The organism is Mesorhizobium sp. M0968 (assembly GCF_040319065.1).
In the GTDB taxonomy this organism is placed as follows: Bacteria; Pseudomonadota; Alphaproteobacteria; order Rhizobiales; family Rhizobiaceae; genus Mesorhizobium.
On record NZ_JAMYNL010000006.1, the window covers coordinates 1 to 22,489 of the forward strand.

The 22,489-nt window shown below is 61.0% G+C and carries 22 protein-coding genes; 12 read left to right on the forward strand and 10 right to left on the reverse strand.

The features are described from left to right. Positions 1 to 243: 243 nt before the first annotated feature. The 9 genes from NKH67_RS12615 to NKH67_RS12655 form a co-directional block, all read right to left on the reverse strand. Positions 244 to 1,260, reverse strand: a complete 1,017-nt coding sequence (locus NKH67_RS12615) for a type II secretion system F family protein (RefSeq protein WP_023676936.1) — start codon at positions 1,258 to 1,260, stop codon at positions 244 to 246. Between the two features lie 8 nt (positions 1,261 to 1,268). Beyond that, positions 1,269 to 2,282 (reverse strand): type II secretion system F family protein, encoded by a 1,014-nt coding sequence (locus NKH67_RS12620; RefSeq protein WP_352685699.1) that lies wholly within the window; start codon positions 2,280 to 2,282, stop codon positions 1,269 to 1,271. A 29-nt stretch (positions 2,283 to 2,311) separates the two neighbouring features. Further along, the gene (locus NKH67_RS12625; RefSeq protein ID WP_352448622.1) at positions 2,312 to 3,820 is read right to left on the reverse strand and encodes a TadA family conjugal transfer-associated ATPase; all 1,509 of its coding nucleotides are present in this window, start codon (positions 3,818 to 3,820) and stop codon (positions 2,312 to 2,314) included. A 29-nt stretch (positions 3,821 to 3,849) separates the two neighbouring features. Next, the gene (locus NKH67_RS12630; protein WP_352621909.1) at positions 3,850 to 5,133 is read right to left on the reverse strand and encodes a CpaE/TadZ family protein; all 1,284 of its coding nucleotides are present in this window, start codon (positions 5,131 to 5,133) and stop codon (positions 3,850 to 3,852) included. Positions 5,134 to 5,188: 55 nt separating this feature from the next. Next, complete coding sequence (locus NKH67_RS12635; RefSeq protein WP_352541279.1) at positions 5,189 to 5,923, reverse strand: CpaD family pilus assembly protein; 735 nt, start codon at positions 5,921 to 5,923, stop codon at positions 5,189 to 5,191. Positions 5,924 to 5,937: 14 nt separating this feature from the next. Then, on the reverse strand, positions 5,938 to 7,464 hold the full coding sequence (locus NKH67_RS12640) for a type II and III secretion system protein family protein (RefSeq protein WP_352899680.1): 1,527 nt from the start codon (positions 7,462 to 7,464) through the stop codon (positions 5,938 to 5,940). Further along, positions 7,461 to 8,276, reverse strand: a complete 816-nt coding sequence (cpaB, locus tag NKH67_RS12645) for a Flp pilus assembly protein CpaB (protein WP_023676931.1) — start codon at positions 8,274 to 8,276, stop codon at positions 7,461 to 7,463. Before cpaB ends, NKH67_RS12640 begins: the two co-directional genes overlap by 4 nt. A gap of 189 nt (positions 8,277 to 8,465) precedes the next feature. Further along, entirely contained in the window at positions 8,466 to 8,984 is a 519-nt protein-coding gene (locus NKH67_RS12650; RefSeq protein ID WP_352541278.1) for an A24 family peptidase, read from the reverse strand. 149 nt (positions 8,985 to 9,133) lie between these two features. Further along, positions 9,134 to 9,304, reverse strand: coding sequence for a Flp family type IVb pilin (locus tag NKH67_RS12655; RefSeq protein WP_023676929.1), 171 nt, complete (start codon positions 9,302 to 9,304; stop codon positions 9,134 to 9,136). Positions 9,305 to 9,646: 342 nt separating this feature from the next. Here NKH67_RS12655 and NKH67_RS12660 point away from each other — a divergent pair, with 342 nt between their 5' ends. The 12 genes from NKH67_RS12660 (at position 9,647) to NKH67_RS12715 (ending at position 21,377) form a co-directional block, all read left to right on the forward strand. Further along, positions 9,647 to 10,069: a pilus assembly protein N-terminal domain-containing protein gene (locus tag NKH67_RS12660; RefSeq protein ID WP_352613897.1), complete on the forward strand. Its 423-nt coding sequence runs from the start codon at positions 9,647 to 9,649 to the stop codon at positions 10,067 to 10,069. A gap of 151 nt (positions 10,070 to 10,220) precedes the next feature. Beyond that, positions 10,221 to 10,781 (forward strand): TadE/TadG family type IV pilus assembly protein, encoded by a 561-nt coding sequence (locus NKH67_RS12665; RefSeq protein WP_352541276.1) that lies wholly within the window; start codon positions 10,221 to 10,223, stop codon positions 10,779 to 10,781. Positions 10,782 to 10,811: 30 nt separating this feature from the next. After that, positions 10,812 to 11,432 (forward strand): TadE/TadG family type IV pilus assembly protein, encoded by a 621-nt coding sequence (locus tag NKH67_RS12670; protein WP_353030989.1) that lies wholly within the window; start codon positions 10,812 to 10,814, stop codon positions 11,430 to 11,432. 390 nt (positions 11,433 to 11,822) lie between these two features. Then, positions 11,823 to 13,064, forward strand: a complete 1,242-nt coding sequence (locus NKH67_RS12675) for a phosphopentomutase (protein ID WP_353030991.1) — start codon at positions 11,823 to 11,825, stop codon at positions 13,062 to 13,064. Beyond that, entirely contained in the window at positions 13,057 to 13,947 is an 891-nt protein-coding gene (gene mutM, locus NKH67_RS12680) for a bifunctional DNA-formamidopyrimidine glycosylase/DNA-(apurinic or apyrimidinic site) lyase (RefSeq protein WP_353011879.1), read from the forward strand. The genes NKH67_RS12675 and mutM overlap by 8 nt, the downstream gene beginning before the upstream one ends. Positions 13,948 to 13,971: 24 nt before the next feature. Next, entirely contained in the window at positions 13,972 to 14,745 is a 774-nt protein-coding gene (locus NKH67_RS12685) for an enoyl-CoA hydratase (protein WP_352685689.1), read from the forward strand. Between the two features lie 160 nt (positions 14,746 to 14,905). Then, positions 14,906 to 15,172, forward strand: coding sequence for a 30S ribosomal protein S20 (gene rpsT, locus NKH67_RS12690; protein WP_023676922.1), 267 nt, complete (start codon positions 14,906 to 14,908; stop codon positions 15,170 to 15,172). An 841-nt stretch (positions 15,173 to 16,013) separates the two neighbouring features. Next, positions 16,014 to 17,561, forward strand: a complete 1,548-nt coding sequence (dnaA, locus tag NKH67_RS12695; protein ID WP_031211816.1) for a chromosomal replication initiator protein DnaA — start codon at positions 16,014 to 16,016, stop codon at positions 17,559 to 17,561. Positions 17,562 to 17,760: 199 nt separating this feature from the next. Next, positions 17,761 to 18,879, forward strand: a complete 1,119-nt coding sequence (gene dnaN, locus NKH67_RS12700; protein WP_352613892.1) for a DNA polymerase III subunit beta — start codon at positions 17,761 to 17,763, stop codon at positions 18,877 to 18,879. A gap of 26 nt (positions 18,880 to 18,905) precedes the next feature. Beyond that, the gene (recF, locus tag NKH67_RS12705; protein WP_353030993.1) at positions 18,906 to 20,054 is read left to right on the forward strand and encodes a DNA replication/repair protein RecF; all 1,149 of its coding nucleotides are present in this window, start codon (positions 18,906 to 18,908) and stop codon (positions 20,052 to 20,054) included. A 76-nt stretch (positions 20,055 to 20,130) separates the two neighbouring features. Continuing rightward, a complete protein-coding gene (locus NKH67_RS12710; RefSeq protein ID WP_352470078.1) occupies positions 20,131 to 20,892 on the forward strand; it encodes a molybdopterin-synthase adenylyltransferase MoeB in 762 nt (253 codons plus the stop codon). Further along, positions 20,889 to 21,377: a GNAT family N-acetyltransferase gene (locus NKH67_RS12715; RefSeq protein ID WP_352746941.1), complete on the forward strand. Its 489-nt coding sequence runs from the start codon at positions 20,889 to 20,891 to the stop codon at positions 21,375 to 21,377. The genes NKH67_RS12710 and NKH67_RS12715 overlap by 4 nt, the downstream gene beginning before the upstream one ends. Before the next feature lie 64 nt (positions 21,378 to 21,441). On the opposite strand, the gene NKH67_RS12720 is transcribed toward NKH67_RS12715, so the two are convergent. After that, positions 21,442 to 22,443, reverse strand: a complete 1,002-nt coding sequence (locus NKH67_RS12720) for a 2-hydroxyacid dehydrogenase (RefSeq protein WP_352470076.1) — start codon at positions 22,441 to 22,443, stop codon at positions 21,442 to 21,444. Positions 22,444 to 22,489 lie beyond the last annotated feature (46 nt).

The window sequence follows — 22,489 nt, forward strand, 5'->3', positions numbered from 1 at the left end:
CCCCCCCCCCCCCCCCCCAACCCACATCCCCCCCCCCCCCCCCCGCCCCCCCCCCCCCCCCCCGCCCCCCCCGCCCCACCCCCCCCCCCCCCCCCCCACCCCCCCCCCCCCCCCCCCCACCCCCCCCCCCCCCCCCCCCCCCCCCCGCCCCCCCAATTCCGCAACATGTCTAACGCAAAGAGCCGCGCTGCACCGGCAGCGTGGCTCTGAATCGTATCAGCGTTTCTGGCAACGCCGCTGGCGCTACTCGCTGCTTGATTTCGGCTGGTCGCCAAAGATGCCGCGCTGGCTCACCTGGATGCCGGCGGGACCCAGAATGATGGCGAACAGCACCGGCAGGAAGAACAGGATCATCGGCACGGTGAGCTTCGGCGGCAGCGCGGCCGCCTTCTTCTCGGCGGCATTCATGCGCATGTCGCGGCTCTCACTGGCAAGCACCCGCAATGCATGCGCCACGGGCGTGCCGTAGCGCTCGGCCTGAACCAACGCCTGGGACACCGACCTGACGGATTCCAGGCCAGTTCGGCTTGCAAGGTTCTCGTAGGCCTGCTTGCGCTCCTGCAGATAGGAAAGCTCGGCGTTTGTCAGGATGAATTCTTCCGCCAATGCCACCGATTGCGCGCCGATCTCATCGGCGACCTTGCGAAGCGCCGCTTCCACCGACATGCCGGACTCGACGCATATCAGCAACAGGTCGAGCGCGTCCGGCCACGCCATCTGAATCGATTGCTTGCGCTTGGTAGCGCGGTTGTTGACGTAGAGCACCGGCGCGTAGAATCCCGCATAGGCTACCACGATGCACACGAACAGCTTCACGAAAAGCGGCTGCTCGGGCAATCCGCCGAGCACGAACAGATACATCGCCGCCAATGCAAAGCCGATGAAGGGCAGGACGAGACGGAAGAAAAGGAAGCGCGTCAGCGGATTTTGCCCGCGAAAACCCGCCACTTTCAATTTCTGCAAGGTACCTTCATCCGCCAGCGCACGCCTGAGATCCAGGCGATCGACAATATTGCGCATGCCGACCGACTGTTCTTCGCGCAGGCCCTTGCGGCGGCGGTCGGCTTCGACTGCCAGCCGCGCGCGCTGCTTGGCGCGCAGCTCATCGCGCTCCAGCGCTACGGATTTCATGCGCGCCTTGAGCTGGTTCCCGCCAAAAGCGGGCAGCAGCGTGAAGACGGTCGCAAACACCGCGATGCCGACCAGCAGTGCGATCAGCAGGGACGGGTCGGTGAGAGTTCTGATGACGTGATCGGTCATAGCGAGTCCTAGACTTCGAAATTCATCATCTTGCGCATTACCAGGACGCCCATCGACATCCAGATGCCGGAACAACCGAGGATCAGATGGCCGGTGCTGGTGATGAAGAGGGGCATGATGTAGTTCGGGCTCGTCAAATAGACGAGAAAGGCGACGACGAAAGGCAACGCGCCGATGATCACGGCGGATGCCTTGGCTTCCATGGACAATGCCTGGACCTTGGCTTTCATTTTCTTGCGGTCGCGAAGCACGCGCGAAAGATTGCCCAGCGCTTCGGAAAGATTGCCGCCGGCCTGAGACTGAATCTGGATGACGATGCCGAAGAAGCTCGCCTCGGTGCACGGCATCGTTTCTGGCATGCGCATGGCCGCGTCAGGGATCGACAAACCCATTTGCTGCGAATCGACTATGCGGCGGAACTCGGTCTTGACCGGCTCGGGGGATTCGTTGGCGATCAGACGCACGGCGTCGTTCAGCGGCAGGCCGGATTTTACCGCACGCACGATGATGTCGAGCGCGTTCGGAAATTCGTTGAGGAACGCCTTGACGCGGTGCGCGCGGCGAAACGAGACGAACCAGCGGGGCAGACCCAAGACGCCGACCAGCAGCGCAGCCGGCAAGATCAGCAACGGTGCGCCGATGAAATATACAAGAGCCGTCAATACGACGCCGCAGACCGCCGAGTAGACATAGAAGCGCTCAAGCGAGATCTTCATGCCGGCCTGGCGGATTTGGATCTTCAGCGGTGGCTTCTTGACCAGGCTCTGATTGGACTTTTGCTTTTGATCGAGATCCTTCAGCGAATCCTGGACGGACTTGCGACGCTTGGCCGCTTCCGCCACGCGATCGCGCGACGCCTTGACGACGGAACGATCCGTCTCGGCGGTCTTGATCGATTCAAGCCGCTTGCCGACCTGCTTCTCGGTGCTGATCCGGTTGAACAGGAAAGCATAGGCCACCGCGCCGGCGCTGAAGCCGGCGAGCACGACGAATGCCAATACGGTGCCGTCAATTCCGAACATCGACCCTGGCCCCCACGCTTCCAGACGGATCAATCAGCGCGTTTCTCCATCGCCTCGAGCGCAACCGCGAGGCGCTGCTCCTCACCGTAGTAGCGGGCGCGCTCCCAGAAATGCGGACGGCCGATGCCAGTCGACACGTGCTCGCCCAGCAGCCGGCCGTTCGCGTCCTCGCCCTTGATGTTATAGAGAACGATGTCCTGGGTGATGATGACGTCGCCTTCCATGCCGATCACCTCGGTGATGTGGGTGATACGCCGCGATCCGTCGCGCAGGCGTGCAGCCTGTATGATCACGTCGACGGAGCCGACGACGATTTCGCGCACGGTTTTTTGCGGCAGCGTGTAGCCGCCCATGGCGATCATCGACTCTATGCGGTTGAGGCATTCGCGCGGGCTGTTCGAGTGGATCGTTCCCATCGAGCCGTCATGGCCGGTGTTCATCGCCTGCAGCAGGTCGAACACTTCGGGTCCGCGCACTTCGCCGACGATAATACGTTCGGGGCGCATGCGCAGACAGTTCTTGACCAGGTCGCGCATGGTCACTTCGCCCTCGCCTTCGAGGTTGGGCGGACGGGTTTCGAGACGCACCACATGCGGCTGCTGCAATTGCAGCTCAGCTGAGTCCTCGCAGGTGATGACGCGTTCTTCGCGGTCGATATAGTTGGTCAGGCAATTGAGCAGCGTCGTCTTGCCTGAGCCGGTACCGCCCGAGATGACAATGTTGCAGCGGACACGCCCGATGATCTTGAGAATCTCGGCCCCTTGCGGAGAAATCGAGCCGAACTTGACCAGCTGGTCGAGCGTCAGCTTGTCCTTCTTGAACTTGCGGATGGTAAGTGCGGTGCCGTCGATAGCCAGGGGCGGTGCGATGACGTTGACACGGGAGCCATCAGGAAGACGCGCATCGCAGATCGGGCTTGATTCATCGACGCGGCGGCCAACCTGGCTGACGATACGCTGGCAGATGTTGAGGAGCTGCTGGTTGTCGCGGAAACGGATGCCGGTCTGCTCGACCTTGCCGTTGACTTCGATGTAGACGTTCTTGGAGCCATTGACCATGATGTCGGCAATATCGTCGCGGGCAAGCAGTGGCTCCAGCGGCCCGTAGCCCAAAACGTCGTTGCAGATATCCTCGAGAAGCTCTTCCTGCTCGGCGATGGACATCGCGAAATTCTTGATCGCGATGATGTCGTTGACAATGTCGCGGATTTCCTCGCGCGCGCTTTCGGGATCGAGTTTGGCGAGCTGCGACAGATCTATCGTATCGATGAGTGCGGCGAAGACCTGGCTTTTGGTGTCGTAGTAGGTTTCGCTCTTTTGGCGCTGGATACTTTTCGGCTCCGGCGCCAATGGCGGCGGCTCGACCGCACGGCGAACCGCCGGCGCGGCAGGCGCGCCGGATGGCGGCAGCGCCGCCGGCCTGGCAGTTACAGCCGCTTCCACAGGGTTTGCGGCCGCCGGCGCAGCAGGCGCGGGTGCTGGCTGACGGAATTCCGGAATGGTCCGGTTGCCGTCGTCGCTGCCTCTTTTACCAAACATGATCGCTTACCAATTCCACCGCTGAGGCATCACTTCTTGTTGCGCGAAAGCTTGCCGATCAGATTGCCGAGGCCAGCCTTTTTCTTCACCTTGATTTCGCTGCGCCCTGTCAGCACATGGGCGATCTCGTTGATCGTGGCGACAACCGGACTCTTGGCATCCATCTCACCGAGCATACGTCCGTTGTTGGCAGCATTTCCGAACAAAAGCGGCTCGAACGGGATGACCGACATCGGCGAAAGGCCGAGCGATTCGGAGAAGTCGGACGGCGTAATCTCAGGACGTTTCGGCACACCGGCCTGGTTGATCACAAGCTTTGGCGCGGGGTCGTTCGGACGAAGCCGCTTCAGCATGTCGACCAGGTTCTTCGTGTTGCGCAGATTGGCAAGTTCGGGCGTCGCCGTGATGACGATCTCGTCGGCCTTGACCAGCGTGTTCTTGGTCCAGCCGGCCCACACGTGGGGAACATCGAGCACGAGGAGCGGCGCGCTACGCTGGGCTATGTCGATAAGCTGGGTGAAGGCGTCGGGATCGAAATCGTAGACCCGCTCCAGGGTCGAAGGGGCCGCAAGCAGCGACAGGTGCTCGGCGCATTGGGCGAGCAGCCGGTCGAGATAGACCTCGTCGACGCGTTCCGGCGAGAAGACTGCCTCGGCAATGCCTTGCGCCGGATCCTGGTCGAAATTGATATTGGCCGTTCCGAAGGCGAGGTCGAGATCGGCGACAACCACTTCGGATTTGAAAAGGGACGACATGGCCCAGGCCACATTATGGGCTATGGTCGAGGAGCCGACGCCGCCTTTGGCGCCGATGAAGGCAATCGAGCGGCCGATCGGCTCAGCTTCCGGATCAACGAAGATCGAAGACACCACGCTGACTATGTCGGCCATCGATACGGGCGCGATGACATACTCGGAAATGCCCGAACGGATGAGTTCGCGATACAGGCCGACATCGTTGTAGTGGCCGACAACCACCACCTTGGAGGTCGGGTCGCAATGCTCGGAGAGCTGGGCGAGTTGTTCCAGCAACAGCTTCGGCTCGCTGCGCGATTCAAGCAGGATCAGGTTCGGCGTCGGCGCCGACTGATAGAATTCGATAGCGGTGGGGATGCCCCCCATATGCACCTTCAAATGGGCCTTGGCCATGCGGCGATCCTCGCCGGCGCGCTCGACCGGATTGGCTACGCCTTCGGTCTCGCAAAATGCCTGGATCGAAATGCGCGGGATCGGCCGCAACGCCTGCATCGCGGCAATATCCTGCTCCGAGGTTTCGCCGCCCGGTACCTCTGTGTCATAGGCAAGATTGCTCATTGTCATCACTTTCCGTGACTTGCGCGGCTTAGGGTTTGTTGAGCCTCAACACTCGTTAATATTCGACTTCCGAATTGCCGAGGAATTCGTCCGAAATACCTCTGTCACGATAGACGTCGATCACCGCGCCGCGATTTTCCGCGTCGATCGGCGTCGGCTTGCGTGGCCCGATCAGATCGGACGGATTGGCCATCTGGGCAGCCAGGTTGTTCTGATACGAACAGCCGAAATCGGCATAGTGCTTGTTTTCCGAAGTCTGCAGCAGGTCTTCGGGCCAGCGCCCGCATTTATCCGTCTGAGCCTTCACCGAGACGTAGGCAACACGAACCGGTGCAGACGCTTCGGCCGAAACAGACTGATAGGACCGCATGTCGATCCGCTTCCGGCTGATGCCGCTGGCTATGGCCAGCCTGGCGAAATCGCGGCCGGCCGCGGCCGCTGCGATTTCGTTGGCTGAGCCGCTCGGAATCTCGATCGTCAGCACCGGAGCCGCGCTCCTGTCGTATCCGTCCAGGAAGCCCAGGAGCGTGTCACGTTGGGATCTGGTCATGCCACGGTCGCCGGCGCCGACCGGAAGGTCGATCTTCTGTACCTTCTCGGCTATGACGATCGGATGGGTGGTGCGATAATCGTCCGGTATGGCACCCACCGTGACGCTGTCGCGATTGGCGCAGCCGGCCAGCAATGCCGCCATCGCGATCGCCATAATGGGAACGGCCGGCCGCCAGATTCGCGAATGGACTGACCGCGTCGCGGTGATCGCCCGTGCCTTCGATGTTGCCTTAGACATGACCGCTTCCCCGCTTACTTGTAGATAAAGCCGACAACGCCGTGGTAACGGCCGTTGGGCTTGTCGGTCTGCATGGTGCCGTAGACACGGTTGACGCGGCCAAGGAAAATGCCGGCGCCATCGCTGGCGGCGTTGAAATTGTCATCCGGCTTGGCAAGATCGTTGCGCGCCACCGGCTTCACCAGATAGGGCGTAATGATGATGACGAGCTCGGTCTCGTTGCGAACGAAATCCCTACTGCGGAACAGCGCGCCAAGCACTGGAATCTTTGTCAGACCGGGCAAGCCGTTGACAGCTTGCCTGAGATCATCGCGGACAAGGCCGGCAATCATCATCGAGCCGCCCGAAGGCAGTTCCACTGTTGTGTCGGCCAAGCGCTTGCGGAGCGACAGGGCATTCATGCCCGGGCTCGTTACGCCTTCGGACAAAGACACAGATCCCTCCGTTGTCGGCTCGGAAACCGAGGTTCTGACTTTCAGGCTGATACGGCCGGGAGACAGCACCACAGGCTGGAATTCCAGGCCAATGCCGTATTCGATCTTCTCGACCGAATACGTCTTCAGACCGGTCTGGTTATCGTTTGATACGGCTTGGGAAACGCTGGTCACCATGTTGTATTCGCCGCCAACCTTGAAGGTCGCCTTCTCGCCGGATACGGCCGTCAATGTTGGTTCGGCGAGGGTTTTCATGACACCGGACTGTTCCATGGCATTGATGTAGGCCTGCAGCGTCGAGCTCCCGATAGAGAGGCCCGAGTTCGACAGCGACTTGCCCAAACCAGTGAAATTGTCGCTTACCGCGCCCCAGCTGATGCCGTTGCTGCTGCCGTTGCCCACCATGTTGACGCCGAGCTGCTTCATCACCGAGCGGCTGACTTCCGCGACCGTCACCTTCAGCGTCACCTGGTCGTCGCCGATGATCTGCAGCAGGTTGACGATCTTGCTGACGCGGCGCTCGGCATCCGGGTTATCGATCGCGACGCCGGCTTCAGCCGAACCGCCGGCAGCGGTCTGCGAATATTGACCCGTGGTTGCCTCGCCGCCGGACACGAAAATAGTTGCCAGATCGGCCGCGCGCTTGGCGTCCAGAGGAGTGTCCACGGTTCCGGTCAGGACGACGTTGTCGTTCAGCAACTCGACCTTGACCTCCGATGACGGGATGAAGCGCTTGATATAATCCTCCAGCCCGGCGACGTCACGTTCGACCGCTAGGTCAAGGCTGACGATCTGCTCGCCATTCGGGCCAAAGACGAAGATATTTGTCTCGCCGACCGCCTTTCCAAACAGATAGATGCGCCTGGCGGTGCGGGTCACCGCGTCGGCTACAGCGGGGTTGGCGACGAGAATGTCGTAGGCATCGCTCGGGAGGTCGATGACCACCGACTTGTTCAGTCCGAGCTTAACCCGCTGGGTGGCGGTCGAAGCCGTCACCCTGGCATTGCCTGCCGCATTGGCATCGACAATGCCATATGCACTCGTTCCAAGGAGAAACAGGCCGATCGCCGCAGCCAGGATGAGCGGCAGTTTGGTCTTTAGCCTCATTTCCTTGCCCCCACTTCGGAAACTTCGCCCGACTTGATCAACCGCACGGTTCCGCGCCGGCCATTGCCGGAAACCAGGTAATCGGCTTCGCCCACATTCTTGTCCTGACTGTCCTTGATCGAGCGCAGCGCCAATGTCAGGCGATCCGCCATCTGCTGTGCGACGGTGATGATCTCGGACTGCTGCGGCGTCAGTTCCAGGGTGGCGGTCTGGCCAACCCTGGTCTTCTTACCTTCCTCGTCCTCCTGAATGGTCTGGTCGATCGCCAGGACGCGAATGTTCTTCAGGATAGTTTCGGTCGTGAAGCCCGGACCACCGCCGTTGGCGGGATCGGCTCTGCGGGTCATGATGACGTCGACGAAATCGTTGGGAAGAATAAAGCCACCGGCCGAGGTGTCGGCCGAGATGCTTGTGGCAACGGCCCGCATGCCGGAGGGCAGGATCGACGACATGAAGCTTTGCCCTTCACCGATCAGCTTCGAGCGCCGCAGCGGCTCGCCGGCGTAGAGCGCCACGCGAGCGACGGCGCCCTTCAGCTTGTCCAGCGCTTCAGGCTCGGCGGCGCGGGTGATGAAATTTGCGTTGATGCCTGCGGACGGCCATGACTCCCAGGAAATGTTGTTTTCAAGCGGACTGCCCATCGGAACGTCGCCGGAAAGAACAAGCACATCCTGCAGCGCGATCGCCGGCGCCTGAGGACCGGAATCGACAACCGGAGGCGGCGGAGCCACGACCATGTTCTTCGCGACATAGCCTGCACCACCGGCCGCGGCTATCGCCACGCTCAGAATAATCAATCGGGATGCTGGCATCTGTCCGAACCTCGCCTTGGCAAACCACGTAGCCAAGCGGGACTTTGCAGCGGCAATCGTCAAAACAAGGTTAATGTTATACTTACGATCGTGATTAATTTAACGTTTATATAAATTGGATCGACAAGCCCGGCCCGAAGGAAAACGTGGCCAACTCGCCTGCTCGGCGCCAACCGCGTAAAGTGAACTTCAGCCCGCCAGCCTGGTAAGTCCCCAGGCCATCAATGGCGAGTCGGAATAGGTGAGCAGACCGCCAATGCCAAGCGCGATGCCGTACGGAACGCCGGTCGCCTCATCGGCGAAATGGCGCAGGAACGGATTATGGCTTGTGACGGCGGCAAGCGGCGATTTTCGATAGGCGAGGATGGCTAGCGTCAGCAGGCCGCCGATGAATGTCGAGGCGACGAGGTATTCGATGAGATGGATGTTCAGTCCCATCCACATGGCAGTGGCAGCCAGAAGCTTGGCGTCGCCGCCGCCCATGCCGCCCAGCGCGAACAGGCCGAACGTCACCGCGAGAACCAGGCCGGCGGCGGCGAAATGCCAGCCATAGGTGGCCCAGTCCATACCGGTCAAAGGCGCAACCAAGGCGAAGACGACCACAAGCAACACCGGCACGCGATTGGCGATCGTCATCGAAAGCATGTCGGAGATCGCGGCAAAAAGCATGCAGAACGGAAATACGACGAAGATCACGGCTTCAAGCATCGGCGCGCCTATGACCCAATTGCATCTGGCCCCCAACCCAATCCTATTCGACTAACGACTGATGAGGCGCAAATTTCAATTCATACCAGGACTAAATAAGGGCCGCCAGTGCGGCGGCCCTTATTTCAGAACAACCGAACCCGTTACGGTCAGCTACCGTTCACCTTAGTGGAGATGGCGGTGAACTTGGCGTTCAGCGAGTTGCCGAGCTGGCCGGCGCCGACCATGATGGCGAGTGCGATAAGAGCGGCGATCAGACCGTATTCGATAGCGGTCGCGCCGGATTCGTCCTTCACAAAACGTGCGATGAGGTTAGACATTCGAGCTCCTACTCCAATTGTTACAGCACTTCCGTCAACTTCTCTTGGTGGCTGATCGGATACTGCGAATCTAAGGAGAAGCTGTTTCAATCGGCTTAATAAACAGGCTTACCGATTCCTTTCCCGCTTCGACGACATTGCGTGGTTAACCCAGAACTAAAATACCCGCCGCCAGGGCCCCGGCCGACAAAAGGCGCAACAGGCGCAATTCGGCAAAGACGTTTCAGCCGTGCCGGCTAGACCCAATGCCGGTTCCGGCTTGATCCTGAATTCCAGCCGCTTAACGGTTGGTTCACCAATCTCGTTCATGTTCCGTTGAACAGTTTGCCAGGGGGCGCCTCAATGGCCGGGCCGAGATCATCATTTCCAGTTGCCGTGCTTTTTGCCGCAGCGGCTTTCGCCTTTCCAGCCAAGGCCGGCGCCGGCATCGAGGTGACGATGAACCAGGCAAAGATCATCAAATTGTCGCGCGCCGCCGATACGATTGTCGTCGGCAATCCGGCGATCGCCGACGCCTCCGTGCAGGACGCATCGACGATCGTACTGACCGGCAAGGGATTTGGCGTCACCAATCTCGTCGTCCTCGACCAGCAGGGCAATCCGATCGTCGATGAGCAAATAACCGTCGTGCGCCAGGCAGCGTCGTCGGTGCGCATCTATCGGCGTTCCGAAGTACAGACCATGTCCTGCGCGCCATATTGCGAAAGCTCGTATAAGAGCGATGCCGAGAAGGCCTCTGAAGCCGAAATGAGCGCCGTGCATTAGCTAGCCGACGTCTCCGTCTTTGGCGGGAACGTGCTTCGGTTATCGCCGGGTTAAGGCCTTCCCGTTGAATTTAACGGTCATTCCAACCGGACTTCAATCGGTTCCGACTAAGGGTGGACCGATACAGAAGCGGCATCGGCGGGCAGCGGACATGAGCAAGGCAGGACGAGCAGGTTCTCCAAGACGGTTTTTGGGCGACCGCCGCGGAAGCACGGCGATCGAATTCGCCATGCTTGCAATTCCTTTCGCGCTTCTTGTCTTTGCCATCCTGGAGAGCTGCATTTCTTTTGCCGCACAGGAAGTGATGGCAAACGCAACCGACGACATCGCGCGCCAGCTGCGTACCGGCCAATTAAGACCGACCGATGTGTCCGGCACCAAGCTGCGGGATATGATCTGCACCAAATTGGAGATCATGGTCGCCAAGACCTGTCCCGGATTGCTGGTGGACTTGCGCGAATATCCGACCTTCGCCGATGCGGCGCTGGCCGGTTTCAAGATCCAGGATGGCGACGTCGTGCTGACCAAAGGCACGAGCACACAGACCTTCACCGTCGCACCTGGCCTGGCGGAGTCGAGAAACATGCTGCGTGTTTTTTACAAATGGCCGGTGATGACCGACTTCATGGCCAAATCGATGGCCAACCTGAAGGACGGCAAAACGCTGCATTTTGCTTCGATCACTTGGCAGAACGAGCCGTTCGACAACTGAACCACGTAGTCGCTTGAAAAGGGCAAAGCCATGATTCGTGCGGGGGCACAGCTGGGCATCGCAGGGATTTGTACAAGAGCAGTCCGGCTTTGCTCGGACCGCCGCGGTATTGCGGCTGTCGAGTTTGCCCTCATCGTGCCTATCCTGTTGATCATGTACTTTATGACAATGGAGGCCTCGCAAGCCATCGAGACCAGCAAGAAGGTCAGCCGCATCGGCAGCATGGTAGCGGACCTCGTCACGCAGCAGCAGACCGTCAAGGCGGCCGATGTCGATGCCATCATGGCGATCGGCAGTTCCACGCTCCAGCCCTACAACCGCTCGAAACCGAAGATCATTATCACGGCGATACAGGTGACGAACGAGACGACGCCGAAAGTCCTGGTCGTGTGGTCGCGCAAGCTGGTCGATGGCGTCTCTAGCGTCGACGCGGTCAAGGATTCCACCACGACGGTCCGGAGCGCGCTCAAGATCAAAGGCACGTTCCTCATTCGGGTCGAAAGCGATCTCGCCTACAAGCCAATCATCACCTGGTCGGCGGACGGCCAAAGCCGGTTCGGGTTGAGCTCGGTCTTCAATTCGATATCGATGGCGGAAACTTATTATCTGCGGCCGCGCAGGAGCCCGACCATTCCGTGCAGCGATTGCTGACGCCTGAAGCCCGCTAACCGGTCTGTTGCTATTGCTTGCGACTGCGGGCCGAGACTAGACGCACGATGGCTGCAGCCAGCACATAGTCCCTCGACCGGCAACGGTTCGGCGACGATACCGATACGGAGCGTTCCGATAACATCGCGCCAATCGGCTCGCGCCAGGTTTGTGCAAGACGCATCCAGCAGCAAAGCCAGTACGGTGGCGAATGCTGTCAGGGCAAGCCTCATGCGAGCTCCGCGCCGCGCATTTCCATCCGCAGATCGACCATGCCGCGATTCGTCTCTCCGGGACCAGCACGCCAAGCCGTGCTGTTTGGGTTTCCGAATTGCCAATGGCGGCGCGGAACCCTATGTCTGAGCCAACACACAGGCAATGATGAACCTTTCGATGGCACGCGCCTTCCTTTTTGTCCTCGACTCCTTCGGCATCGGCGGCGCGGCCGATGCCGAACGTTATGGCGACACCGGCTCCAATACGTTCGCACACATCGCGCGGGCCTGCGCAGAAGGCCGCGCCGACCGCGAAGGCCTGCGTGCCGGACCCCTTCTTGTACCAAACATGCTCGCGCTCGGTCTCGGCCAGGCCGCGGCAACGGCAACGGGTTTCAGGTTTGAGAATGCCGGCAGTGCACCGCTTGCCGCTGCCTTTCACGGCGCGGCCCAAGAGGTTTCGAGCGGCAAGGATACGCCATCGGGCCATTGGGAAATAGCCGGCCTGCCGGTCCGTTTCGACTGGGGTTACTTCCCAGACAAGATTCCCGCCTTTCCGGCCGAGTTGACCGAAGCAATGGTGCGTGAAGGGAAGGTGCCTGGCATCCTCGGCAATTGCCATGCTCCGGGCACCGAGATTATCGAACGGTTCGGCGAAGACCATATCCGCACCGGCAAGCCGATCTGCTACACCTCGATCGACTCCGTCCTGCAGATCGCCGCGCATGAGGTTCATTTCGGCCTGGAACGGCTTTACGAGTTCTGCAAAGTGGTGCGCAGCCTCGTCGATCCGCTGAATATCGGCCGCGTCATCGCGCGGCCGTTTATCGGTGAAACCGCCGCCACGTTCGAGCGAACGCATAATCGTCGCGACTATGCCGTACCGCCACCGGAACCGACGCTGCTCGACCGGCTGACGGCGCGCGGCAGCCGGGTTATCGCGATCGGCAAGATCGGCGACATTTTCGCCCATCGGGGGATCTCGGAAGTCCGCAAGGCTGCCGGCAACATGGCGATGTTCGACAAAACGCTTGGTGCCATGGAAGACGCCCGCGACGGCGACCTCGTCTTCGCAAACTTTGTCGACTTCGACACCGAGTTCGGGCATCGGCGCGACGTTGCGGGATATGCCGCCGCACTCGAAGCTTTCGACCGGCGCCTGCCCGAGGCATTCGCACGGCTGAGGCCAGGCGATCTGCTCATCTTGACCGCCGATCACGGCAATGATCCGACGTGGCGCGGCACCGACCACACGCGCGAGCGTATTCCGATTATCGGGACACGGCCGGGTTTCAAAGGCGCAGACATCGGACTGAGGACAACATTTGCCGACATCGGCGAAACCGTGGCCGAACATCTCGGGCTGGCGCGCGGCCGTCACGGCACCTCCTTCCATGCCACGATAGGTGGCCATGCCTGAGCTGCCGGAGGTAGAGACAGTCAGGCGCGGTCTGCAGCCGGCCCTTGAAGGTGCCCGCATTGTCGGTGTCGAGGCACGCCGGCCGGATTTGCGGTTTCCGTTCCCCGAGAGGTTTTCCGAGCGGCTGACCGGCAAGACGATTGCGGCGCTCGGCCGCCGTGCCAAATATCTGACAATGCACATGGACAACGGCCCGGTTCTGATCTGCCATCTCGGCATGTCGGGTTCGTTTCGCATCGAAACAGCCGACGAGAGCGCAACGCCCGGCGCGTTCCACCACGAACGCTCGAAAAACACTGCTCACGATCACGTCGTCTTCGACATCGCATCCCCTGCCGGCGTCCGCTCTCGCGTGATCTTCAACGACCCGCGCCGCTTCGGGTTCATGCTGTTTTCGGAAGGCGAGCCCGACATGCATCCGATGCTGGCGGGGTTAGGCGTCGAGCCTACAGGCAACGCACTGGACGGCGCGCTGCTCGCTTCGTTGCTGAAAGGTCGCAAGTCACCGCTGAAAGCGGCACTTCTGGACCAGAGGCTGATTGCCGGGCTAGGCAATATCTACGTCTCGGAAGCGCTTTGGCGGGCCGGCCTGTCGCCGCTGCGCGAAGCGGGCACCCTCGCGAGAGCCGGCAAGAAAGCCAAAGAGCAGAGCGAACGCCTGGCCGAAGCAATCCGCTCGGTCGTCGCCGATGCGATCGCCGCCGGCGGCTCGTCGTTGCGCGATCATATGCAGACCGATGGATCACTGGGCTATTTCCAGCATTCCTTCGCGGTTTACGATCGCGAGGGGGAAGGCTGCTCCAAGCCTGGTTGTGGCGGCCACATCGAGCGTATCGTGCAAAGCGGTCGTTCGACTTTCCACTGCCGGGCCTGTCAAGCTTGAACCAGAAGCGAGGAGGAGCAAAGCATGGGCTATGAAACCATCATCGTCGAAACCCGCGGCAAGGTCGGGCTGATTACGCTGAACCGGCCGCAGGCGCTCAACGCGCTGAATTCACAAGTGCTGGCGGAACTGGTCGCGTCGGTGAATAGCATGGGCGCCAATGCCGACATCGGCGCCATGGTCATCACTGGTTCGGAAAAGGCTTTCGCGGCAGGTGCCGATATCAAGGAAATGCAGTCCATCTCCTATGTGGATGCCTATCTGCAGGATTTCTTCGTCGGCTGGGAAGAATTTACGCGGGCACGAAAGCCGATCATCGCGGCGGTGGCGGGCTATGCGCTGGGGGGCGGCTGCGAACTGGCGATGATGTGCGACTTCATCATCGCCGCCGACACTGCCAAGTTTGGCCAACCCGAGATCACGCTGGGCGTCATGCCCGGCATGGGCGGATCGCAGCGCCTGACCCGCTTTGTCGGCAAGTCGAAGGCGATGGATATGTGCCTGACGGGTCGAATGATGGACGCAGCCGAGGCCGAGCGTTCCGGCCTTGTCTCGCGCGTGGTGCCAGCCGGCGAGTTGATCGAGGAAGCGCTTAAGGCAGCGGCCAAGATCGCTGGTTTTTCCTTGCCGTCGGTGATGATGGCAAAGGAGGCCGTCAACCGCGCCTATGAGACGACGCTCACCGAGGGTCTGCGGTTCGAGCGCCGGCTGTTTCATTCGCTGTTTGCGCTGGATGACCAGAAGGAAGGCATGGCGGCCTTCAGCGGCAAGCGGAAGCCGAATTTCACGAACCGATGAGATGACGAAGGCGCCGGTCAAAAAGAAAGCGCTGCAGCGTTGACGCGCCGGAAAAGCTGAACTATAAGCCGCACCAACCGAGGCGGCCCTGTGGCTGCCCGTTTGTTTTTTGCGCCCTGCGGTATCCCGCAAGCGCCCACCAGATCAGAAGAGAGGCACCATGGCCAATACCTCCTCGGCCAAAAAGGCAACGCGCAAGATCGCCCGTCGCGCAGCGATCAACAAGAACCGCCGCTCCCGCGTCCGGACCTACATCCGCCAGGTCGAAGAGGCGCTCGCGGCCGGCGATAAGGCGGCCGCACAGGCTGCCTTCAAGGTGGCCGAGCCGGAATTGATGCGCGCCGCGACCAAGGGCGTGGTGCACAAGAACACGGCATCGCGCAAGGTGTCGCGGCTGGCCCAACGGGTCAAGGTGCTGTCGGCCTAATATATCTTTTCCTGAACTGCGCTTCTTCAAACCCGGCCAATCGCGCCGGGTTTTTTTCGTTTGCCGGCAAGTACTTAAAAGAAAGCCCGCAAAATGGCGCTCCGGGTGCACTTCAAAGTTCGAAATGCTTTGCCGGCGTATACATACCCGCTGATATTCGCAGCCTTCGAAACCGTCAATGCGAAAATTTCCGAGCGTCACAGATTACTGTTTTTTTTCAGAGGCTTACCGATGGTGATCCACAGCTTGTTCACATCGGCTGTGGCCGATAGGCGGCAATTGGCTGTCAAGTGAATTATTTCAGAAAATTTCGCGTTGTGTGGCCTTTTTCACATTCGCCGGAAAAGGGTTTGAATCACAATGGCTTTGTCAAAATCAACTGTTGCGGCATGGCGTTCGAAACGTCCCTTGCTAGTCAGATTCCTTAAAAATCCGTTAGGGGTGGCCTTGCCCTATCCACAGCGATTTCGGTAATGTCTGTCCATCGAAGGGACGGGCCCTTGGCCCTTGACCAGCCTGAAACCGGCCAGCTCAAATTGGCAGAGTTTACAGCGCGGATTCAACTCCGCGGACGGGGTTGGTTTGTCTTTTCGATACGGTAGGGGACTGGCGTAATTGTACATGGCAGGTCGACGGTGCGCCGGCGGTTTTTCGCCGGACGGCATTTTGTTGCCCTAACATGACCAAAGCGGATCGGCTCTTCGGCGCCGGACCGACAACGAGGCGATTCATCAGCCCGGCGGCGGCGATGGTGTCGCAGCGAAGACACGGTCGCCGGAAACATGGATGCAGGAGGCGCATCCCCGGCGGAAAACAGGTACAAGAGACAAGGAACTCGATCATGCAGAGCGGCGGCATCGAAAGGGAGCTTACAGGCGACCTCCCATTTCCTGGAACGTTAATCGGAAGGAACGACATGGCGGCTTCCAATGAAGCTGAACAGAAGTTCGATCGGGTCAAGGCCCAGTTGAAGGCGCGTCTGGGAACCGAGGTCTATTCGAGCTGGTTCGGGCGCATGAAGGTCGCTGAATCCTCTAAGGGCATTGTCCGCATCTCAGTGCCAACCGCATTCCTGCGTTCATGGATCAACGGCCACTATCTCGATCTCATCACCGAGTTGTGGAAGCACGAGGATCCGGAGATCCTCAAGATCGAGATCGTGGTTCGCACCGCCACACGGCAGGGCCGCAACAGCGTCGAGCCAGAAGTGGCCCCGGCGCGCAAGATGACCAGACAGACGCAAACCGCGCTCTCTGCGGGCACGGCGAGCCCCAGCAGGGTCGAACGGGTCCCGGTACCCCGCCCGGGGATGCCCGCAGAAACCGAGTTCCGGCACAATGTTCTCGGTTCGCCACTCGATCCACGCTATACTTTCACCTCCTTCATCGAAGGACCATCGAACCGAGTGGCTTTTGCCGCCGCCAAGGCGGTCGCGGAATCGCAGTCGAGCGCGGTGCGTTTTAATCCGCTCTTTCTTCACGCGACGGTCGGGCTGGGCAAAACGCACCTGTTGCAGGCGATCGCCGCAGAATCGCTGAAGCAGAACCCGAAATCGCGGGTCGTCTATCTGACGGCTGAGTATTTCATGTGGCGGTTCGCCACCGCGATCCGCGACAACAACGCACTGACGCTGAAAGAACAGCTGCGCGACATCGACCTCCTCATCATCGACGACATGCAGTTCCTGCAGGGCAAGTCGATCCAGCACGAATTCTGCCATTTGATCAACATGCTGCTCGACAGCGCCAAGCAAGTGGTGGTCGCTGCCGACCGGCCGCCGTCGGAATTGGAGTCGCTGGAGCCACGCGTCCGCTCGCGCCTCAACGGCGGCGTCGCGCTGGAAATGTCAGCCCCGGATTTCGCCATGCGTATCGGTATGCTCAAGCTCAGGCTTGCCACCGCCAAGCTCGACGATGCGTCGCTCGATATTTCCGAAGAGATCCTCAACCACGTCGCCCGCACGGTGACCGGCAGCGGACGCGAGCTCGAAGGTGCCTTCAACCAGCTTTTGTTTCGCCAATCCTTCGAACCGCAGATCACCATCGACCGCATCGACGAGATCCTTGGTCACATCTATCGTTCGGGCGAACCCAAGCGGGTGCGTATCGAGGACATCCAGCGCATCGTCGCGCGCCACTACAACGTGTCGAAGACCGAACTTCTGTCCAACCGGCGCACACGCACCATCGTCAAGCCACGGCAGGTCGCCATGTATCTGTCGAAGGTGATGACGCCGCGCTCGCTGCCGGAGATCGGGCGGCGGTTCGGCGGTCGTGACCATACGACCGTGCTGCATGCGGTGCGCAAGATCGAGGATCTTTCCGGTGCCGACAACACACTGGCGCAGGAACTCGAATTGCTGAGAAGGCTGATCAACGACCAGGCCTGACGGCCCGAAAAACGCCGGCTCGCGGACTCCGGCCTTTTTATCCCCGGAAAGCCCGTGCAGCCGGTCCGAACCGGTGGCGCGGGCTTGCGTTTGCCGGGTTTTTCCTGTCAGTTTACGCAGATTCTGAGCCTGTTCAGACCTTTCGCGGGGCGCCGCTTGCCGGAGACCCGTTCATTCATTCAAGCGAGCCTGTTTTGTCATGCGTGTTATCCTGGAACGGTCAAATCTCCTGAAGTCGCTCAACCATGTTCACCGCGTGGTCGAGCGGCGCAATACCATTCCGATCCTGTCGAACGTGCTGCTCAGCGCCGAGGGGGCCAGCCTTGAAATGAAGGCGACCGACCTCGACCTGGAGGTGACCGAAGCAACGCCGGCAAAGGTCGAACGTGGCGGGGCGACGACGGTCCCGGCACATCTGCTCTACGACATCGTGCGCAAGCTTGCCGACGGCGCGGAGGTGGCGCTGAAGACCGACGAAGACGGCAACGCCATGACGGTGACGTCGGGGCGCTCGAGCTTCCGCCTGCAATGCCTGCCGCAGTCCGACTTTCCCGAGCTTTCAGCCGGGTCGTTCTCGCATATTTTCCGGCTCGATTCCTTCGGACTAAAGGGCCTCATCGAAAAGACCCAGTTCGCCATCTCGACCGAGGAGACGCGCTATTATCTGAACGGCATTTATCTGCACACGCACGAGGCCGGCGGCAAGCTGAAGCTGCGCTCTGTCGCGACCGACGGCCACCGGCTGGCGCGCGCCGAGATCGATGCGCCGGCAGGCTCTGAGGGCATGCCCGGCGTCATAATCCCGCGAAAGACGGTCAGCGAGCTGCAAAAGCTGGTCGACGATCCCGATGTTGCAGTCACCACCGAGTTGTCCGACACCAAGATCCGTTTCACCATCGGCAGCGTTATCTTGACCTCCAAGCTGATCGACGGCACTTTCCCGGACTACCAGCGCGTCATTCCGACCGGCAACGACAAGAAGCTGATTATCGATCGCCAGAGTTTCGCCGCTGCCGTCGATCGCGTTTCGACCATTTCGTCCGAACGCGGCCGGGCGGTGAAGCTTTCGATCGCCGAAGGGCAGGTCACGCTTGCGGTCAACAACCCGGATTCGGGCAGTGCCACCGAGGAACTGGCGGCCGACTATTCGTCCGATCCGATTGAAATCGGCTTCAACGCCAAATACCTGCTCGACGTTGCCGCGCAACTGACCGGCACGGAGGCGAAGTTCATGCTGGCGGATGCCGGTTCCCCGACACTGATCCACGATATGGCCGACGAGACCGCGCTCTACGTGCTGATGCCGATGCGGGTGTAGGGCCCGAACGGGGCCATCTTGCTGTCGTGACCAGATCTGCAAAACCGCAGCAGACGTACATAAGTAAGCTCATACTTACGAATTTCCGCAACTATGCGGCGTTGGCAATCGACCTTGATCCCGGCGCTGTCGTTTTCTCCGGCGACAATGGCGCCGGCAAGACCAATCTGCTTGAAGCGATCTCGCTGCTCACGCCGGGCCGCGGCCTGCGCCGCGCACCCTATTCCGAGGTGGCGCGCGAAGGCGGCGACGGTGGCTTTGCGCTGCATGCCCGGCTTGACGGGCCGGAAGGCCAGGTCGAGATCGGTACCGGAATATCGGGCAGCGACGGCGAAGCCGGCCGGCGGGTGCGGATCAACGGCGCGGCGGCACGCTCAGCCGAAGACATGCTGGAATGGCTGCGCGTGGTCTGGCTGACACCGGCCATGGACGGCCTGTTCCCCGGGCCGGCTGCCGACCGCCGGCGCTTCCTAGACCGGCTGGTGCTGGCGATCGATCCTGGCCACGGCCAGCGCGCGCTTGACTACGAAAAGGCAATGCGCGGCCGCAACAGACTGCTCGCCGACGGTTCACGCGACGGTGCCTGGTTCGATGCGATCGAGATGCAAATGGCCGAGACCGGCGTGGCGATTGCCGCGGCGCGTGCCGAACTGGTGCGCCTGCTCGCCGCCATGATCGACCGGCTGCCCGGCGACGGACCGTTTCCGCAAGCCGACATCGGCATCTCTGGCGAACTGGAAGGCGAACTCGGTATTTTGCCGGCCGTCGACGTAGAGGAACGGTTCCGTCGTGCGCTTGCCCAGGGGCGCGACCGCGACCGCACCGCCGGACGCACGCTCGACGGCCCGCACCGTTCCGACCTCGTGGTGCGCCACCGGCCCAAGGCGATGCCGGCCGAGCTCTGTTCGACCGGCGAGCAGAAGGCGCTGCTGGTCGGCATTGTCTTGTCGCATGCGCGGCTAACCGGTGAGATGTCGGGCATGACACCGATCCTGCTGCTCGACGAGATCGCCGCCCATCTCGACGGCGGTCGACGGGCGGCCTTGTTCTCGATCCTGGAGGAACTAAACTGCCAGGCCTTCATGACCGGGACCGATGCCGCGTTGTTTGACAGCCTCAAGGGACGCGCGCAATTCCTGACCGTCGATCACGGCACGGTCAGGCCGACCATTTGAACTTGGTTCATGGCGCACTTCTGAGCGGCATGCATTGATACCTGACAAGCTTTTTCCTCCGCTATATGGTCCGGCGATGATCACAGCCGCCCTCACCGATGAAGAGCTCGAACGCTACGCCCGCCACATCGTGCTGCCCGAGATCGGCGGCGCCGGCCAGCAGCGGCTGAAGCGGGCGCGGGTGCTCGTCATTGGCGCCGGCGGATTGGGAGCGCCTGTGCTCGAATATCTCGCCGCCGCAGGGATTGGCACTCTCGGTATCGTCGACGACGACATCGTTTCGCTTTCCAACCTGCAACGACAAGTGATCCACGGCACGGACATGGTCGGCATGGCAAAAACCGACAGTGCCAGAGCGGCGATCATCCGCATCAATCCAAACGTCGTCGTGGAAGAGCACAATTTCAGGCTGACCGTCGACAACGCCCCTACCCTCATTGCCCGTTATGACATCGTCGTTGACGGCTCCGACAATTTCGAGACACGCTACGCGGTGGCCGACGCCTGCGCCGCGGAAAGCCGGCCGCTCGTGCATGCCGCCGTTGGCCGCTTCGACGGCTCGGTCACCGTACTGAAGCCATTCGAAACCGGCCCGGACGGCAAGTTGAACCCAAGCTACCGCGATCTCTTTCCCGAGGCGCCGCCGCCGGGACTTGTGCCATCCTGCGCGGTGGCCGGCATTGTCGGCGCGCTGACCGGGGTCATCGGCACGCTGCAAGCCATGGAAGCGATCAAGCTGATCACCGGGATTGGCGAGCCGCTGGTCGGACGACTGCTGCTCTACGATGCGCTGGCGGCACGCTTCGACACGATCCGCTACAAGCGAACCAGCCCATGAGCCTGCCTGCCGACGTTTCCATCGTGCAGCTTGCGGCCGATTTCGACCGTTGGGACGAGGTGCTGGCGCTGGTCATGCGCGCCTTCGCCTTTATGGACGAGGTTATTGACCCGCCGTCCTCGGCGCATCGGCTCACCGTTGAAAATCTCAGGGCTAGAGCGCTGGAGGAGACAGCATTCCTGGCACTGAAGGGAAACGAGATCGTCGGTTGCGTCTTCGTCCTGAAGCGCGCAGACGACCTCTATATTGGAAAGCTCGCGGTCGAGCCGACGCTTCAGGGACAAGGCGTCGGAAAACAGCTGATGCAGGCCGTCGAAGATCTTGCCCGCAGCCGCAACAGGACCGCCATCGAGCTCCAGACCCGGGTCGAACTGACTGGAAACCACGCTGCCTTCGCCCGCCTCGGCTTTCGCGAAACCGAACGGACAGCACACAAAGGTTACGACCGGCCGACCTCAATCACCATGCGCAAGGTGCTTTTGTAAGCAAACGCTATCCAAAAGCGAGCAGGCAGCTGCCGCGACCAGAATTCGCTGCCACGATGGCCGGTCACGCCCGCAGCGGCAGCACGCGGTCGGGCGGGCGATGACCGTCGAAGAAGGCGCGGATGTTGATGATTACCTTCTCGCCCATGTCGATACGGCCTTCGAGCGTCGCCGAGCCCATATGCGGCAACAGCACGACCTTGCCTTTGTGGGCGAGTTTCAGCAGCTTGCTGTTCAGCGCCGGCTCGTGCTCGTAGACGTCGAGGCCGGCGCCGGCGATCTTGCCGTCATGGATGAGCTTGACCAGCGATTCCTCATCGATAATATCGCCGCGCGCGGTGTTGACTATGTAAGCTGACGGTTGCAGAAGCGCCAGCCGCCGCGCCGAAAGCAGGTGGAAGGTTGCCGGTGTCGATGGACAATTGACCGAGATAATGTCCATGCGGGCGAGCATCTGGTCAAGGCTTTCCCAATACGTGGCTTCCAACTCGTCCTCGATTGCCGGCAGTACGCGGTGGCGGTTGTGGTAGTGGATCGAGAGGCCAAACGCCTTGGCACGCCTGGCGACGGCGGTGCCGATGCGACCCATGCCGACAATGCCGAGCCGTTTGCCCCAAATGCGCCGGCCGAGCATCCAGGTCGGCGACCAGCCCGCCCATTTCTTATCGCCGGTCAGCACGTTGGCGCCTTCGGCCAGCCGCCGCGGTACGGCCAGCATCAGCGCCATGGTCATGTCGGCCGTATCTTCGGTCAGCACGTTCGGCGTGTTGGTCACGGTGATGCCTTTCTTGGCCGCTGCCGCAACGTCGATCTTGTCTACCCCATTGCCGAAATTGGCGATCAGCTTGAGGTTGTCGCCGGCCTGGGCAATCAGCGCCGCGTCGATATTATCGGTGACGGTCGGCACCAGCACATCGGCCTCCTTGACCGCAGCCACCAGTTCCGGCTGCGTCATCGGCCTGTCCTCCACATTCAAGCGGGCGTCGAACAACTCGCGCATGCGGGTCTCGACCGGGTCGGGCAATTTGCGCGTGATGACGACGAGGGGCTTCTTTTTGCCTGCCATTGTTTTCCTCGAACCCGATCTCGTTGAGACCTCTTTAACCAAGAAC